The organism is Segatella copri (genome assembly GCF_009494395.1).
Taxonomy (GTDB): Bacteria; Bacteroidota; Bacteroidia; order Bacteroidales; family Bacteroidaceae; genus Prevotella.
This window is the reverse complement of the sequence record NZ_VZCB01000020.1, coordinates 39,494-55,373: the sequence shown is the minus strand read 5'-3', so window position 1 is coordinate 55,373 and position 15,880 is coordinate 39,494. Positions and strand designations below refer to the sequence as shown.

At 44.8% G+C, this 15,880-nt stretch carries 11 protein-coding genes; 2 read left to right on the top strand and 9 right to left on the bottom strand.

The features are described from left to right. Nucleotides 1-47 precede the first annotated feature (47 nt). Complete coding sequence (pflA, locus tag F7D73_RS02585) at nt 48-782, top strand: pyruvate formate-lyase-activating protein (protein ID WP_153122152.1); 735 nt, start codon at nt 48-50, stop codon at nt 780-782. Here pflA and F7D73_RS02580 read toward each other — a convergent pair. The 8 genes from F7D73_RS02580 to F7D73_RS02545 all read right to left on the bottom strand — a co-directional run bounded on the left by F7D73_RS02580 (nt 779) and on the right by F7D73_RS02545 (nt 13,259). Then, nucleotides 779-1,162 (bottom strand): response regulator, encoded by a 384-nt coding sequence (locus F7D73_RS02580; RefSeq protein WP_194256825.1) that lies wholly within the window; start codon nt 1,160-1,162, stop codon nt 779-781. The two genes, pflA and F7D73_RS02580, sit on opposite strands and share 4 nt — an antisense overlap. A gap of 62 nt (nt 1,163-1,224) precedes the next feature. Next, complete coding sequence (locus F7D73_RS02575; protein ID WP_153122150.1) at nt 1,225-2,484, bottom strand: nucleotide sugar dehydrogenase; 1,260 nt, start codon at nt 2,482-2,484, stop codon at nt 1,225-1,227. 41 nt (nt 2,485-2,525) lie between these two features. Further along, a complete protein-coding gene (locus tag F7D73_RS02570; RefSeq protein WP_153122149.1) occupies nt 2,526-3,842 on the bottom strand; it encodes a glycosyltransferase family 2 protein in 1,317 nt (438 codons plus the stop codon). Between the two features lie 33 nt (nt 3,843-3,875). Continuing rightward, complete coding sequence (locus F7D73_RS02565; protein WP_153122148.1) at nt 3,876-5,486, bottom strand: hypothetical protein; 1,611 nt, start codon at nt 5,484-5,486, stop codon at nt 3,876-3,878. Continuing rightward, nucleotides 5,483-6,667 (bottom strand): multidrug transporter, encoded by a 1,185-nt coding sequence (locus tag F7D73_RS02560; protein ID WP_153122147.1) that lies wholly within the window; start codon nt 6,665-6,667, stop codon nt 5,483-5,485. Before F7D73_RS02560 ends, F7D73_RS02565 begins: the two co-directional genes overlap by 4 nt. Next, nucleotides 6,664-8,070, bottom strand: coding sequence for a TolC family protein (locus F7D73_RS02555; protein WP_153122146.1), 1,407 nt, complete (start codon nt 8,068-8,070; stop codon nt 6,664-6,666). The genes F7D73_RS02560 and F7D73_RS02555 overlap by 4 nt, the downstream gene beginning before the upstream one ends. A 109-nt stretch (nt 8,071-8,179) precedes the next feature. After that, the gene (locus tag F7D73_RS02550) at nt 8,180-10,609 is read right to left on the bottom strand and encodes a DUF5074 domain-containing protein (protein ID WP_153122145.1); all 2,430 of its coding nucleotides are present in this window, start codon (nt 10,607-10,609) and stop codon (nt 8,180-8,182) included. Between the two features lie 163 nt (nt 10,610-10,772). Next, a complete protein-coding gene (locus F7D73_RS02545) occupies nt 10,773-13,259 on the bottom strand; it encodes a hypothetical protein (RefSeq protein WP_153122144.1) in 2,487 nt (828 codons plus the stop codon). Between the two features lie 606 nt (nt 13,260-13,865). On the opposite strand from F7D73_RS02545, the gene F7D73_RS02540 reads away from it, so the two are divergent. After that, nucleotides 13,866-14,732, top strand: a complete 867-nt coding sequence (locus tag F7D73_RS02540) for a GIN domain-containing protein (protein ID WP_153122143.1) — start codon at nt 13,866-13,868, stop codon at nt 14,730-14,732. A 286-nt stretch (nt 14,733-15,018) separates the two neighbouring features. Here F7D73_RS02540 and F7D73_RS02535 read toward each other — a convergent pair whose 3' ends face one another. Beyond that, nucleotides 15,019-15,798 carry a DUF5020 family protein gene (locus tag F7D73_RS02535; protein ID WP_153122142.1) on the bottom strand — a complete coding sequence of 260 codons (780 nt, stop codon included), beginning with the start codon at nt 15,796-15,798 and terminating at the stop codon, nt 15,019-15,021. Nucleotides 15,799-15,880: the final 82 nt, after the last annotated feature.

Below are 15,880 nucleotides of genomic sequence, written 5' to 3'. Positions count from 1 at the left end.
TGCTGGATTAAGTTTTATCATTTGGGATTCACGTCAGGAAAAGAAGAATGCATAAAGGATTTGTTCACAGCATAGAGAGCTTTGGTTCAGTAGATGGACCAGGCATCAGATTTTTGATCTTTCTGCAGGGTTGTCCCATGCGCTGCCAGTTCTGCCACAATCCGGATTCCTGGAAGACGGGGGTAGGAGAAGAGTGGACTGCCGATGACCTGCTGGACAAGGCAGAGCGATTCAAAAGTTATTGGGGAGATAAAGGAGGAATTACCGTGAGCGGTGGCGAGGCATTGATGCAGATAGACTTTCTCATCGAACTCTTCGAGAAAGCCCATCAGCGTGGCATCAATACCTGTCTTGATACCTCGGCTCAACCCTTTCATAGAGAAGGGAAAAACTTCGAGAAATTTGAGCGTCTGATGACCGTCACTGATACTGTTCTTCTTGATATCAAGCATATCAATGAAGAAGAGCATCGTAAACTCACGCTTCATTCCAATAAGAATATATTGGATTGTGCCCGCTATCTGAGCGAGATTCACAAGCCGGTATGGATTCGTCACGTACTCATTCCAGGTATCACCGACAAGGATGAATACCTGGAAGAATTGCGCGATTTCCTCTCTACGCTCTCTAATATAGAGCGCATTGATGTATTGCCTTATCATACGATGGGCATCTACAAGTATGAAAAATTGGGTATACCTTACCCGTTGTCAGGGATAGAACCTCCTACAAGTGACCGTGTGGCTCATGCCAACGACATCTTGCAGAAGGCTATATCTTAATTTCTGCTGAGATTCCTGAGATGAGATTCTATTGAACTGGTGAGTCGGGCTTTGATCACCGGTTTGGTGATATAGTCGTTGACTCCCAGTTCATAGCATTCATCGATGTTGTCCTTGTTGTTTAACAGGGAGACAACGATGATGACCATCTCGTTCTTACTATATTTTTTTCTGACGTAATCTATCACGTCCCATCCATTCACATGAGGCATCATCAAGTCGAGCAAGATGATGTCTGGTGTGTATGAATCAATGATGTCGATGGCATCCTGACCACCTTCTGCTATTTTCACATCCAGGTCAAAATCCTTGATCATTTCTCCGAGAGTCTGGATATTCTCAGGGATATCGTCAACGATCAGCACTTTATATTTGTTCATAATCATTTACTTTTACTTTGGCTTTTCTTTTATTGTACAGTTAGGTCTTGGACGTCGCTGCTCTAAGCTTTTCTTGCCTTGTGTACTCCGTATATGTCGCACATGAAGCCTTTGGCTGAGAGCAACTTGTTCATATTGATGTTATCGAATATCTTGTGATGTGTACCTATCACCACGATATCATAGACTTTATCCAATACTTTAGCGTCATCCTCTACATGGATGCCGTATTCATTCTTCACTTCCTCCTTGTCTACCAGCGGGTCGTAGAGGGTAGTCTTGTATCCTGTTCCCACCAGGTTGATGTAGAGGTCAGCCACCTTGGTGTTTCTGATGTCATCGCTGTCAGGCTTGAACGAGAAGCCCAGGATGAGCACCTTGGTCTCGGGAGCCTTGAACTTTCTGAAGTCGCATGCACTCTTGATCTTGCCTGCCATCCAGACCGCCATCTGCTCGTTCACCTCGCGTGCCGTAGAGAGGAGCGAAGGAACCACGTCCACCTCCTGTGCCTTGTTGATGAGATAGTATGGATCTACAGCGATACAGTGACCGCCAACAAGTCCTGGGGTAGCAGGAACGAAGTTCCATTTTGTACTGGCTGCTTCCGTCACATCCTCGATGCTGATGTTCATCTTGTCGAAGATTTTTTCCATCTCGTTGAAGAATGCTATCTGAACATCTCGCTGGCAGTTTTCCATCAGCTTGCAGGCTTCGGCTATTTTAATGCTCTTAGCCTTGTGAGTGCCATGGGTGAGAACCGAGCTGTAGAGGTTGTCGATGATTTCTGCCGCTTCGGGTGTAGAACCACTGGTCACCTTTACGATGTTCTCTATGGTGTGTACGGTATCTCCCGGGTTGATTCTCTCAGGTGAGAAACCTACGAAGAAGTTATCGTTCAGCTTGAGTCCCGATGTTGATGCCAGCAACGGAGCGCATACTTCTTCTGTCAGTCCGGGATAGACTGTAGATTCATATACCACGATGTCTCCCGGTTTCAGGATTTTGCCTACTGCTGTAGTAGCATTTCTGACGCAGCTGATATCAGGTTTGTTCGACTTGTTTACCGGTGTCGGTACAGCTATGATGTATACATTGCAGCCTTTCAAGTCGCTGATGTCGCAGGTCAGCTTTAGTCCCCTTTCGAGAGCTTTAGACAGCATTCTGTCTTCCGCTCCCTGTTTCCTGGCTAATTTAGCTACCTTGGCAGCATTGATGTCGTAACCCCAAGTATCGTATTTCTTTGAGAATAAGCATGCAAGCGGTGTACCTACATAGCCTAGTCCAATCACGCCTATCTTAAACTCAAAAGATTTGTTATTCATATACTATATATATTAAGTTTGTATTATTGTTTATTCATTTTTTACATTCCCTCCAGCTGAGCGTATCGGGAAGTTTTCTCCGGATTCCATGCATCGGCATACGAGCGATGGAAGAAGAGCTCCTGCAGATGGGCTGAAAGTCGGGCGATACGCAGGAAGTAACCTGTATACGGCGACATCAGCGGCAAGAATCGGTAGAGGAACATTTCCTCTTTTTTTCTCTCTGTCACCATCATCACCAGTAGGAAGGCGAATTGGGAGAAGCATACTCGGATGAAGTAGCCCAGCGCCAATATCTCTACGATGTGGCTATTGAAGGTGATGGCGAGTTTCACGATATACCACAACCACAGGAAGTTGAGGAAGCAGTCGTACGTTACGCTCTCCATGTTGGAGATCCAGTTCAATATAGACCAGTTCTTGGTTGGCAGCAGGATGTCGCGGTGTTTGCGCAAGCGGAATCTTACGAGCGAACGCGACCATCTGATACGCTGGTGATACAGTTTATACCATTTTGTCGGCACATTGGTCATGCAGATGGCATCTTCTGCGAATTTCACCTTGTATCCTGCCTTTCTTATCTTTTGTGTGAGGTCACCATCCAGTCCTGGTCCGATGTCCCAGAATCCTACCTCTTTCAGTGTTGCTCTGTCAAAGGCACCGAAGGCACCTGATATGATGTGGTAGATGCCCAGCTCGCTCGTTACGATACGTCCCACCTGTATGCGTTTCAGGTATTCGAACGCCTGCAGCGAAGAGCAGATGGTCTCCTTGTTGTTGCGTACCTTCACGCATCCGCCCACACCCTTTACCATACCGTCGATGTAGAAGGGGAGGAGAATCTTCTCCAGCGCATCACGGTCCAGTGATGAGTCGGCATCCAGGCAGACGATGTATTTGCCTTTAGCCATCTGCGCGCCATAGTTGCTGGCTGCCGCCTTGCCTCCTCGGTCTTCCAGTCGCAGGTAGTGGGTGATGTAACCAGCTCGATAGAGGTCGGTGCATATCAGTTTGGTGTAGTCATCGCTGCCGTCGTCTACCACTATGATTTCATAGTTTCTGTAGGTCTGTTCGGCGAGCGAGTTCACCATCTTGAATATATGTTTTCCCTCATTCTTTCCCGGTACGAGTATCGAAACGAGCGGATTCTCTCGATAGAGATAGAATCGTGCCACTTCCTTTTCCTTTTCTATCTTGTTCCTGTTGGTCAGTCGGTTGAATATTACCAGATATTCCAGCAGGTAATATCTCGGCATTTCAATGAAGAACAGAAACCAGTAGGTGCTCAGGATGCTGCTCAGTGAGAGTGTACTCAACCAGTCCATGAAGTGGTTCAGAGTTTCTACGATTTCAAACATACCTACTCATCTCCTTTCTTTACTAGTTGTTTCTTATCTCAATATCGTGAGCGCCAGCACGGCTAGCAGTATCAGTACACCGGCAATGGTAATCAGCACGGCTACCAGCTGCTTGTATAGCTTGACACGCTTCATGATCTTGTCGTTCTCATCTTCCTTCGGTGTCATTTCCAGTGGCGTCTCTGCGGTTTCGTTTTCTTCTTCTTCGGTCATTTCTTCCTCAGAATAGCTGCAGTAGTCGTCTGGAGTCAGCTCTACGTAGTTCATCTTGTTGAAGAATTCCTCGTAGTTGCCTGTCACCTCCTTGGTCTTGGTTTCGAGAACGCAGCATATCAGTTCGTCCGGCTCTATCTTGTCGGCCACCTTTCTGATAGCCTGTGACATCTGCTTGCTCAGTTCCCGCTGTGCATCCTCTACGGTGATGTCGCTGAATACGGAATACGTGATGTAGAAGATGTTGTTGTTGTACGACACCTTGTGGTTGGAGAAGAGGCGACAGAAGTTGGCTTGCAGACTGTCCTTGATCTTCACCGTATCCTGCTCAGCGTTCAGTATCCATATCTTTCCTACCAGTACAGATACCTGTTCCTTGCGGTAGGTCTCCATCAGGAGTCGGCGCAGGCGGTTTACCAGCAGTGGATATTCCATGAAGTTATCATAGAGGTTGGTCATATTGTTGAACATGAGGCTGTCCTGAGTCAGGGCACGCACACCTTCCTCCGTTATCTCATAGTCTACTACGTCTCGTGGCACCAGTGCATTCACCGGGAAGGTACTCTCGCAATAGCAGCAGGTAGCCTTGGTCAGTGGCGTTGTAAACGAGTTTTCACAGTCGTTACAGGTATAAACCACTGCAGGTCGGTCGTAGTCTACACCGATGTGGCGCAGTTTCTTGTGACATTTCGGACAAACCAGCATACCACCGATGTTGTATGAACTCTCCGGCGAAACGTTGGCGCAGCTGAAGTGGTGGATGATGTTCTGAATCTTCAGGTTGGAACTGCCACACTTCGGACAGCACTCCGTATAGAGCAGGTGCGAGTGGTTGCACTTCGGGCAGAGGTGCTCCTTGATGAGGAAGCGGTGAACCTTGAGTGCACCATATTCCACCATGGTGTCCTTGAACATGAACATCTCGTTGAGATGGAACAGACCCATACTGTGATAGTGCTCAAAGATAGGGTTGATGTATCCCAGCGATGATTTCTCCAGGAGTCGGTGTCCCATGATTCTCTGGTCGCGTGAGAGGAGATATCTCAGAATGTTGGCAAAGAGCTGGTTCGGCTGTGTAGGTCTTGTAGTTTCCTGCTTGATGCCGTACTTCTGTCTTGCCATCTTGATTCGGTCGATAATCTCGTAAACTTTCTCATTGCTCATATCGCTGACGTATGCGTCTACGACATAGTCAGTGATCTGTTCCTTTCCCGATACCGCCGTATTGACGAACAGCGGCTTATAGCTACATTTATACGATAGGATAGGGCTGGCTCCAAACAGGATTGCATGGAACGCACGTTCACTCGTCGTATTGATGTATATGCAGTCGAAGTAGTCTGACTGGATATCTGGTGTTGAGTCGATATCGATGTAGGTATCGATGGTCAGCACCATGTCTCCTCTTTTGTTTCTTCTTAGTCCAATCATTTCTTCACGTTGTCTTTGTTTTGGTCAGGTGTGACGAGCTTTGAACTTCTCATCACATTTTGATTCTTGTCCACTGGGATGGTATACATCGGCAGTGGCTTAGGGTCTAACATCGCACTGATCTTGTTCACCCTGATTCTCACCGGCAGTTTGTTGCTCATCACCCAAGCCGGCACTCGCTGGTTGGGTTTGAAGGTGAATACTGCCACTACGGCATTTGCATCGTGCGAGAAGTTGCTCTGCAGGTGCTTTGGAATTTCCTCCACTCTCAGACCCACCATCTGCAGCTTAGCCTTCAGTACCAGGTCGTTGTTCACGATGACGTCAGCATCGTCAGGACTTTCCATATACTTGATTTTCTCACTAGGCACGTATGTGATGATGCCCAGGTGGCATGCTGCATAGTCGGTATGCTGGATGGTGAGCACTTCATCGCTCTTGAACACCAGTGTCTTGTCGCTCACGTTCACCTTTGTGACGTAGGCATCGGCAGGCGCACAGCAGTAGTGTATCAGAGCGTGGTTGTAGATGCTGGAATTGCTGGAGTATGGCATGTCAGCACTCACCATGCCTGCACCTCTTCTGCTCATGAAGTTATAGGTGGTGTTCTTGGCTTGTGAGTAGATGGTCACCTTGTTCATCTGCTTTCTTATTTCTTCCTCCACCTCGGCAATCTCAGCATCCAGCTGGTTGCGCTTGGTGTTGTTGGTCAGTCCGTAGTAGATGTCCGAGCTTTCCGAAGCTTTCTGTTTCTTCAGTTCTGCCAGTCGGGTACGCAGTACCGGAATCTCTTCTCTAGCCAGTTTTGCCTGTACCTCCATATCGTGGGTTTCCTTTACCGCCGACGGAATGATGTTTGGGTCGTATTGGTTAACGATATTTCCCAGCAGTACGTAAGAGTAGAGCGTATCACCTTTGTGTACTATTTCTCCCACCTCCTTGTTTACCTTCAGAATGTAGATGTCGTCAACCGCACAGATATGGTTCTCATCGAGTGTTACATATCCGTCATAGATGGCCCAGATCATTCGGGTAACGATATAGTATGCTGCCAGTACGATGATGAGGAGGAAGATCAGCGCGAATATAATCTGCTGTCTAGCCAAGCGGTGGCTTTGCGATTTCAGCAAGTCGGCCATCGCCTGTTCCTGTGGCGTGCTGTCATATTGAAACTCATTCATAGTTCGATCTCGTTGAATATATTGTTGTTGTTATAGATGCTTACTGCCTTCTCTATATTGATGATGGCGAGTCCGCGGTTCAACATCAGCTTGTACATTCTTTCCATGCTTTCCAGGAGTCCGGTATATTCTTCCATTCTCATCAGGTAGTTGTACCCGTTTTTCTGGTTTTTATATGCGAACCGTCGCATGTCGATGTATTTTCCTGTCTGCTGTATGTGGTAAGCCTCAGTGGTTATAGCCTGATTGAGGTTTTCTATCTTTTTCAGCAGGATGCCTACCGACTGTCTGATTTCCTTCACGTCGGTGCTTCTGCTGTTCATGATAATCTCTTTCTGTGTCTCCAGTGCCTTTCTCTTTCTTGGGTTTTCGTTGTAGATTGGCACGGTGAATCTGATTCCTACATCACCATTGTACGAGAACTTGTCGTTGCTCTGCCAGTAGGTTGACCATCTGGCGAATGGGGTGAGTCGGGTAGTGCTGAGATAGTTGTTCAGCTTGCTTTCGTTGTTGGCTATCTCCAGCTTTGTCATTACGATTCTTGCATCCAGGCTTTCCTTGTCTACGTGTTCCCAGAGGGCTGTGGTGTCTACCACCACGCGGGTAGGCTTGATGCGGTAAATCGGTTTGTTGGTGATGTCTCTGTCGGAGCAGAGGATGGAGATGTCGTATTCCGCCTCCAGCTTGTCGTTCATCACCTTGATCATCTTGTCGTTGCTTATTCGGTCTTTCTCCAGCATATACTGGTAAGCCTCGTTCATGATGTCGAGGTTGTCCAGCTTGTGTGCTATGACGGTACCGATATAGAAGTTATATTGTTCGGTCAGCTCGTCGGCTGCCTTTTCATAGATGTCTGCAGTCTGTCTCTTTTTGTCTTGTAGACGTGAGAGTTCGTTAGCTAGGGCCACTTTGTTTCTCTTTTCCTTTCCCTGGTAGAACTTGCTGTTGATGATGTTCCATCCCAGTTCGGCCTGTACTTTGGCTTTGTACTTGGAGACCTGTTCTGCATCGTCGTTGTCGGCATCGAAGTATGCGTCTGGTCTGGCGTATATCTGACCAGTCACTTCCAGTCCGTTATGTCTGTTGATAGCCAACTGTTCGTATGCAGTTTTAGCCCAGTATAATGAGTCAGTGGTTTTAATGTCAGCAGTATGTTGTTTGTTGAGTCCCAGTTCGATGACTGGTGATTTCACCCAGATTGGGTTATTGATGAGTGTGTCGAGTTGTGCGAAGCGTTGGTTGAAGTGTCTCAATACGTTTTCGTTCTTCAGATTTTCGTAGACGAGCATTTTGGGGCTGAAACTCTTCTGCTGTTTTTTGCCTTGAGTTTGTGCCCATCCTTGCTGTCCTCCGATCATCGTCAGAAGAACCGTTGTTGTATATAGTATTAATTTACGCTTCATCTTTTTTCTTATTTAAACACGATGAATGCAGCTGCAAGCTGTTGCAGCTGCATTCACTATGTTCTTAGTTTATTAAAATATCTATATTGCTGATGCAATGTCAATTAGCTTACTCTGCAAGTTTGAATACCTGCAAGCGGCTTCTACCGTATGCTACGTACATGTAGCCATCCTTTACAGTGATGTAGTTGGCGGATTTTAATGTTGCACGATGAGCAACAACCTCCAAGGTATTCTTGTCAAGAACTACGATACCGTATGAACCGTAAGCCAGGTATACGTAATTGTCGTCAACGAAGCAACCATTGCAGAGTGCCTTATATATACCCTTCTTCTCGTTCCAGGCCTTAGGCATCTGCCATTTTCCTACTTCATTTCCGTCCATGTCGTAAACATAAAGACCCAATCCGCTCTGGCAGACATAAATCTTATGATCGTTTACTGCAATAACGTTCTTACCGTCGTTAGGCTTGATGTTCATAGATACAGAGAATGTCTTTGAATTCTCAAAATCCTCTGTGTCTCTGTCAATCACTTCGATGGTTGCATCTACAGCATCTTCACTGCCATGAGTTCTGTCGTTGAGATAGAGACCAACAATCTTACCATCTCCAATAGCCATATGCTTTACTTTGCCTGGTCTTGAGTAGCTTGCAACCTCATTCATCTCATTATTCTTGTTTGCATCGTAAATGACGTAACCTTCTGTGGTTGCAACAATTAAATGGTCTGTCTTGTTATTATAGACAACGCAATTCTCATCGTATCCCTTTCTTGCAAATTCTTCGGTAGCAGGATGCAACTGTACATACTGTAATGGCTCTTCGTACTTGACAACAGGTTTGCCATCCTTGTCTGTCTCAGTAGTGGTAATCTGCTTGGATTCTGTTGCCAGCATATGGTCATCATTGATGGTCATATAAGCCAACATGGCACCCTTCTTGTAAGAAGTACCTGGTAAGAATACCTTTCTTTCACCACTGTTTAATGTTACAGCCAAGAGATGGTTGAAGTCAAGGTCTCTTGCTTCATCATAGAGATATTGCTTGAGTTCTACCTTGTCATTTTGTACAGGTGTGAAGACCTCTACACAACCTCCATGAGAATATTCTGCATTGTCAGCCTGCTCCTGGTTGGTGTGGTATGACATATAGAAATATCCGTTGAGCGGCATGATACCTGTTGCGGAAATCTCATGAGTATGATCGTAATCGATGTTTGTAATCAAATCTAATCCTGGTTTTGATGGCTCTGGTTCGGTATTGTCATCTTTGTAGCCACCAGGGTTACATTCTGTCTTTGGCAAAGATACTCCTGAGGCATTTTCATCACTCATTGGATAGATGTTGGCATTTGCACATACAGGAGTTATTTCTTCGTTATTAATTTTGAATGTTCCATCCAAGATAATTTTAGAATTGTTTCCTGGTGTGCCAAACATCGTGATTTCATATTTCTTCTTTTCCTCTGTACTTTCGATTGGAGCGCCATTGTTGAAGGTAATGGTAGATGCCTTGACTACTGCTACAGCATTATCTCCTTCAAGATAATTATGAGAGGTGTCCTGGTTGTTTGATGCCAAGGTTCCTGTACAGTTAATCATACTCTTATCTTTCATGACGATGGAGCTTCCTGAACTGAGGGTAATGTTATTTGCACTCAGATAATCAATATGAATTTCTCCACCACTGTTTACGTCTAAATCACCTCCTACATTAACTGAACATCCACTTACGAATAGGGCACCTGAATTCAGTGATAATTTTCCAGCTGTAGAGAATTTACCACCAATGTTGAGGCTGCAGCCACTCAGACGGAGTTCTTCACCGCTCTTTATTTCGCAGTCACCGACAATGTACAAAGCCATTCCCGAATTATTGGTTAACTTGTCAGCCTTTAAGTTTCCGCCGATGTAACACTTGTTTTGTACATCAAATCTCTTACCAGTTAGATTTAAATTTCCTGCATTATAGAATGGTTGGCTTACGACTACTTCTGGTGCATTATTATTGAATTCTATGTTTCCATAGTTGTATACCGTTGCCTGTTGGAAGACAGGAGAATTTTCTACCTGTAATTTACCACCATCTAAGACATATATCGTACCATTTTGTCCATAGGCATTCCATGTTAATGTTGCGCCTTTTTCTACATAGAATGTGGCTCCATCTACATACCAATTTACATTAAATGTTGTGTTTGCCTTTACTACATAAATTCCAGAGTGTGCATCCCAAGCATTACCAGGAGCAGTTGTTATATCTATAGCTTCTGCTGGCACATTTGGCTGAGTAGGCATGGAGGTAATTCCATCGAATTTACTTGCATCGTATGCTCGAGTTGCCTTGGTGACATTTCCTTTCAAGTTGTGAACTCTTGAAGTCAAGTCAGAAGAATAAAGAGCTTTGACGCTTGAACCTACAATCTTGGTTGCTTTACCGACTTGTGGTTCATCGATAATGCTATTGCTGTCACTACAAGACGCAAGAAGCAATGCTGCAAAGCTGAATGTTGCAAGTTTGATATGGATTGCTTTCATTTTAGCTTTCTGTTTTGATGTTATTTCTTGATTGATATTTTGTGTTTTGCCTTAATAAAGGCTTAGCCGTTTGCTTTTGATGAGCTGGTTAAGTTTTTAATAAGGTTTGCTCTCCCATCCATCGATAGGATGGGAGAGCAGAGGGTATTGTTATGATTCTGTATTATTTAGCAGCTCCGCTAGTGAGCTTGAATACCTGGATACGTCCCTTACCGTATGCAACATAGATAAGGCCATTCTTAACTGCTACATAGTTGGCAGAGTTGCCAGATGTTCCAATTCTCTTGTGAGTAACTTCCTTACCTTCCTTGGTGAGGACTACGAGACCATAAGCACCAGCTGCAACGTATACGTAGTTGTCGTCTACTGCTACACCATTGATGTAACCCTGACGCTTGTCAACGCTAACGTTTTTATCACTCTTAGAAGTTGGTGTTGTCCATTCTGATGCCCAAGCAGGACTACCATTCTCGTAACACATCAAACCCTTAGCGCTCTTGCAGACGTAGATTCTGCCGTTGCTGTCAATGGCAATCATGTTCTTACCGTTGTTTGGTGCAATAGCACCAACGTTGAAGCTACTTGTTTGCTTCATAGAATTGTCGAATACCTGTACCTCACCCTGAACTTCTGCATCACCTGCAGTAATCTCAGATGTGTAGTTCAAGCCAACGAGTGATGTACCATTTACTGCCACAAACTTAGCTTTGCCTGTAGTTTTAGTTAACGTACCTTCTTTTAATGTTGGGTCGTAAATGGAGTAACCAAGAGTGCTGGCTACAGCAATGTTGTTGCCGAATGGTACAACGCAGTTAGCATCGCCCTTAACAGTGTTGTCTAACGCAACAGTACTTAAACCTTCGGTTACGTTCAGTGTACCATCGCCGCCTATGGCTGCATAACTTACGGTAGCACCACCAAACTGTTTGCCATCCTTGCCCTTGGCACTTCCAGCCAAGTACAGTTTGCTGTTGATGACGTTCAAGTGGTTGAAGTCGTATGTAGCTCCTGCTTCAGCCTGCTGTACTCTCTGCTTCAATGTAAGCTGTTCGCCATTCATTTCTGCAACATCAATGCTTCCACCGAATTCAGTCCCATTGGTATGGTATGAAACGTATACCTTGTTGTCGGCAGTAGGTACGATGGCTGTTGCTGACTGTGTGTCTCTATCGTAGTTTGCGATAGTTGACAATAGCATAAGCTTCTTCTGTTTTGCTACCTCGTATTCATTCTTCAGTACATAGCTGAAGTTTGGTCCTGCTGTCAAAGCTCCACCACCAGTGATGTAGTCGTAGCTCTGTACATCTGCATTAAATACCAAATAGTCGAAGTCTACCTTGTTGCCTTCTGACTCTGCGCCATTCTTATAGCTCTCCTTGAGCTGCGCCAGGATAGTCTGGTTGTTTGTATGTGGAGTGCCGATGAAATTGACGTTTTCGTCGCTTCCTGCATAGATAAACTTGTCTGCCTTGATGACAGCCACGTTGTTGGCATCATCGCCCATTACTATCTGACCGGAAGTGTTGTCTGTCTTCAAAGTATTGAAAGACATTACACCGTGGTTGCCGATTACAATCTGGCAGTTGCCCTGCAAGTCTGCTACAGCGTTTCCTGGAACCTTGGTAGGCTTTTCTGTGCCATTCTTGTCGTATGTGTTGTCTGTTACGTTCAGGTAGGCAAGATTCATGTATGAACCTGCCTCCATGGTGAGCTGTTTCTTGATCTTTGCAGAGTAGTCAGAATAGAATACACCGCCATTTTTGATGGTCATGTTGTTGACGATGGCAGCCTTACCTACATGCAATGCACCGGCAATAACAACGTCGTTGGTAAAGGTAACACGGTCCAAAGTGTTGACTTTTGCACCAGCGTTGATGGTCAAAGTCTTTGCACGGAGAGATGCATATTCTGTTATTTCTTTTCCGTAATTCTCGCTTTCAGGATCTGTTACAGTATGCTTGTAGCCACTGAGGTATACAGAACCATTGATAGTGATGTTCTGTGTTGGAGTACCTTCAGATTTCTTGTCTGTGATTTTGCCATCAATCTTTCCGAGAGCTCTTGAAGAATACAAGGTACCATCAATGATGATGTTTTCATTCTTGATGCTGTATGAGCCAGACTCTTGAACATAGATAGTGTTGCCCTGAGGAATAGCGCTACTTGAACCAGTATACTCCAGCTTGCCGCCCTTCAGGACGACGATGGTATTGCCAGTTCCTAAGTTGCTATATTTTACGGTACTGTTACCAGCAACAAAGAGAATTGTGTTCTCAATTGTATTGTTAGAGAAGTCGTAAGTCTTTCCGCTTCTGGTCTTGTATTTGTCGTTTGACAAATTTGTTGCTGCATTCAACTGTTTTGCACCATCAACAGAAGGAGCTGGTTGTACGGTGCTTTCAGTAACTCCATTGAACAAGGCCTCGTTAAAGGCACGAGTTCTTGCCTTGTTAGAGCTGCTGCGCTTGTAGTTGGTAACGCTTGCTGCCAACTGTGCAGCATCAGTCTGTGTGAGTCCAATCTTGGTAATCTCAGAAGGGACTGTACCAGGGGTGATAGGAGTGGCAGGATCCGAAGAGCTGTCGCTACATGATGCGAAAACGAATGCTGCCAAACCTATAGCAGCAAGTTTAGAATTGAATACTTTCATATCTATTTAAGTTTAAATTGTAATTTCTTACTTTATGATTCTTTTTGTTCAATTAATCTTTATCATTGTGCCTAAAATCTTTTACTAAATTTGCCTAGCAAAGTAATTTTTGCTTACTTTTAGGAGTTAACTAGTTAGCTCTTCGGGCTTTAGCCATCAATTAGACGGTGCAAATATAGTGTAATTATTTCAAACGAAACAGATTTTTCTGTTAAAGATATTTAGTATTAGCAAAGTTTAACAAACGGATAGCGACTCGTATGACTGTGAGCGATAACACAATGGTTGCTGTGCCAATCTGTTTTAAAACTCTACCGCAAAGATACGACTTTATTTCCAAACCTGCAAGCTTTTTCCGGGATTTTTTATAAGAATAGATTTGGAATAAGGCTTACGTAAGGTTTGTTTAAGCCTAACGTAACAGTTAAATGAGCCTTAAACCAACTCCGTTTAAGGCTTAAATGAAACCGGAAAGAGGCTTCTTTAAAATTGAATTAGGGCTTTTTTGAAGTCTGGGGAAATATTTTTTTGAAATTTCCTGCAACCTTTTGCTCATTTCTTTCGTCTAAATGCCAGAAATACGAACAATTTAAATATTGAAGGATTATGAAAAGTATTGGTTTGATGGTGGCTGGTGCCGCTATGTTCTTGGCTGCTGCTGGACTTTCTGCCTGCAGCTTTGATTCTATGGGTTCTACCGTGAAGGGAGATTTGAATTACGTGCAGGATGACTTGCGCCAGAAGCCTTTCAAGGCGATTGATGTGGAGGCTGTGGCTGACGTCTATTATACCCAGAATGATGGCGATAAATGCGATGTCCGACTGGACTACTCTGCCATCAAGGATGCAAAGTTCCTGCAGCAGATGAAGGAGAAACTGAAGGTGGTGTATCGCAACGACGAGGTGGTTATCGGATACAACGGCAGACTGACCGTGCCTGCTTCCTGCAACTCTGAAAACAAGCGACTGAAGATTTATATCACCAGTCCTGACCTGGTGAAGGTGACACAGGAGGGTACGGGAAGCTTCCATGCCAAGACCATCAACAGCGACCGTTTCGCCATTGATAACGAAGGCGTAGGCTCTGTCTCTATCGGAAAGATTCTTGCCAACAAGGTGACTATAGACAACGAGGGTGTAGGCTCCGTGAATATCGATGACGTGGCTGGAGATAACATGACGGTTGATAATGAGGGCGTAGGCTCTGTGAAGATCACGAACGTTTCCATGGGAAGTCTGAAGGTGGACAACGAGGGCGTTGGCTCTGTGAACCTGGGATTCTTCAAGGGTGGCAGCCTGAATATCCTGAACGAAGGTGTAGGAAGCGTGAAAGCCAAGGTTGATTGCCAATCTGTCAATGCAACATCGGAAGGTGTAGGCGGAATCAATCTGAGTGGCGTCACCCGTCAATACGGCAAGACAAAAGATGGCATTGGAGGAATTTCGGATAGTGGATTGACGGTAAGTAAATAACGTAAGTTGTTGAAAATCAAAATAAAAAGATGCAGGGGGAATATGCGCGCAGAAAAATCGAAAAATTTTCGAGTTTTCTGCACGCTAAACATTCTTCTTATTTTTCTATTTTTTTCTTTTATTTCTTTTCTTTTTTATCTTTTCTTCTTGCTACTTCTTCTTGTCGCTTTTTTCTTTTCTTTTTTTCTTGTTTTCTTTTTCTTCTTCTTAAAAAAGTCTCAATTAGGCTTCTTTAACATTTAGAAAGCATCAGAAGCGCCCTCAGAAAAGGTTCAAAAGAGAACGGTTAGAAGTCCCATTTCACACCGAGGCAAGGACGGACCATCCAGCCGGCATTGCTGCCGAAGTTGTGGCTGATTTCAACCTCGCTACCTACGCTGAGGTTCTCGCAGCCGAAGTGCTGGCCTACGTTGTACCAGAGCTGTGGTTCTGTGGTGAAGACGGTGTGCTCAGGAGTGTAGGCTACTTCGCCATTCTTGTCGAGCTTCACGTTTCCATCCTTGTCAAGCATACTAGTGTGGTCTTCCCACCAGAAATCAGCGAAGCCGCTAAAGTTCAAACCCTTTAATCCAAAGATGTCCTTGCATCCCCAAACTGCGGTAAACTGCATTGGCACATTCTGGTCGGTCTTGCGGATAGTCTTGTAGAGTGCCTGGAGTGTCAAGGTGTTCTTGAAACTCTTGTCGTGCATGAAATACTCCACACCGAAGAGCCATGCGTTGTTGATAGGGTAGTTCTTGGTGATACCGCCATTGTACTCTACGTGGAGATTCCAGTTCTTCATCTTGGTGTTCTGCCAGAAGTTCAAGGCACGTGAAATCTCTGTATAGGTTCCACCCTGTGCTACGTTAGGACTGCTGGTGTCCATCTTGTCGTAATTGAAGTCGTGGTCTACAAAGAAATAAGTGTTACCCCATTTGTCCTGCTTGAACATTTCGAGGGTGAGGGTAACAAACTTGCGGTCACTGCCGAAATCGTAGAAGACTTGGGCGTTGGTCTGTGCTAAAGTTTTGCTCGCAGGGAGCAACGCAAGTGCCATGAGCAGTAGGCTTTTCATCTTTTTCATAAATTTTTCCTTTTCTTAATTATTTATTTAGTGAAACAAAAAACTGCGGACGGTAAAGCCCGCAGTTTGTAATAAAAATATT

Excerpts from the sequence above, each read along its gene's own strand:
- pflA (WP_153122152.1), top strand. The coding sequence starts at position 48 with ATGCATAAAGGATTTGTTCACAGCATAGAGAGCTTTGGTTCAGTAGAT.
- F7D73_RS02580 (WP_194256825.1), bottom strand. The coding sequence starts at position 1,162 with ATGAACAAATATAAAGTGCTGATCGTTGACGATATCCCTGAGAATATC.
- F7D73_RS02575 (WP_153122150.1), bottom strand. The coding sequence starts at position 2,484 with ATGAATAACAAATCTTTTGAGTTTAAGATAGGCGTGATTGGACTAGGC.
- F7D73_RS02570 (WP_153122149.1), bottom strand. The coding sequence starts at position 3,842 with ATGTTTGAAATCGTAGAAACTCTGAACCACTTCATGGACTGGTTGAGT.
- F7D73_RS02565 (WP_153122148.1), bottom strand. The coding sequence starts at position 5,486 with ATGATTGGACTAAGAAGAAACAAAAGAGGAGACATGGTGCTGACCATC.
- F7D73_RS02560 (WP_153122147.1), bottom strand. The coding sequence starts at position 6,667 with ATGAATGAGTTTCAATATGACAGCACGCCACAGGAACAGGCGATGGCC.
- F7D73_RS02555 (WP_153122146.1), bottom strand. The coding sequence starts at position 8,070 with ATGAAGCGTAAATTAATACTATATACAACAACGGTTCTTCTGACGATG.
- F7D73_RS02550 (WP_153122145.1), bottom strand. The coding sequence starts at position 10,609 with ATGAAAGCAATCCATATCAAACTTGCAACATTCAGCTTTGCAGCATTG.
- F7D73_RS02545 (WP_153122144.1), bottom strand. The coding sequence starts at position 13,259 with ATGAAAGTATTCAATTCTAAACTTGCTGCTATAGGTTTGGCAGCATTC.
- F7D73_RS02540 (WP_153122143.1), top strand. The coding sequence starts at position 13,866 with ATGAAAAGTATTGGTTTGATGGTGGCTGGTGCCGCTATGTTCTTGGCT.
- F7D73_RS02535 (WP_153122142.1), bottom strand. The coding sequence starts at position 15,798 with ATGAAAAAGATGAAAAGCCTACTGCTCATGGCACTTGCGTTGCTCCCT.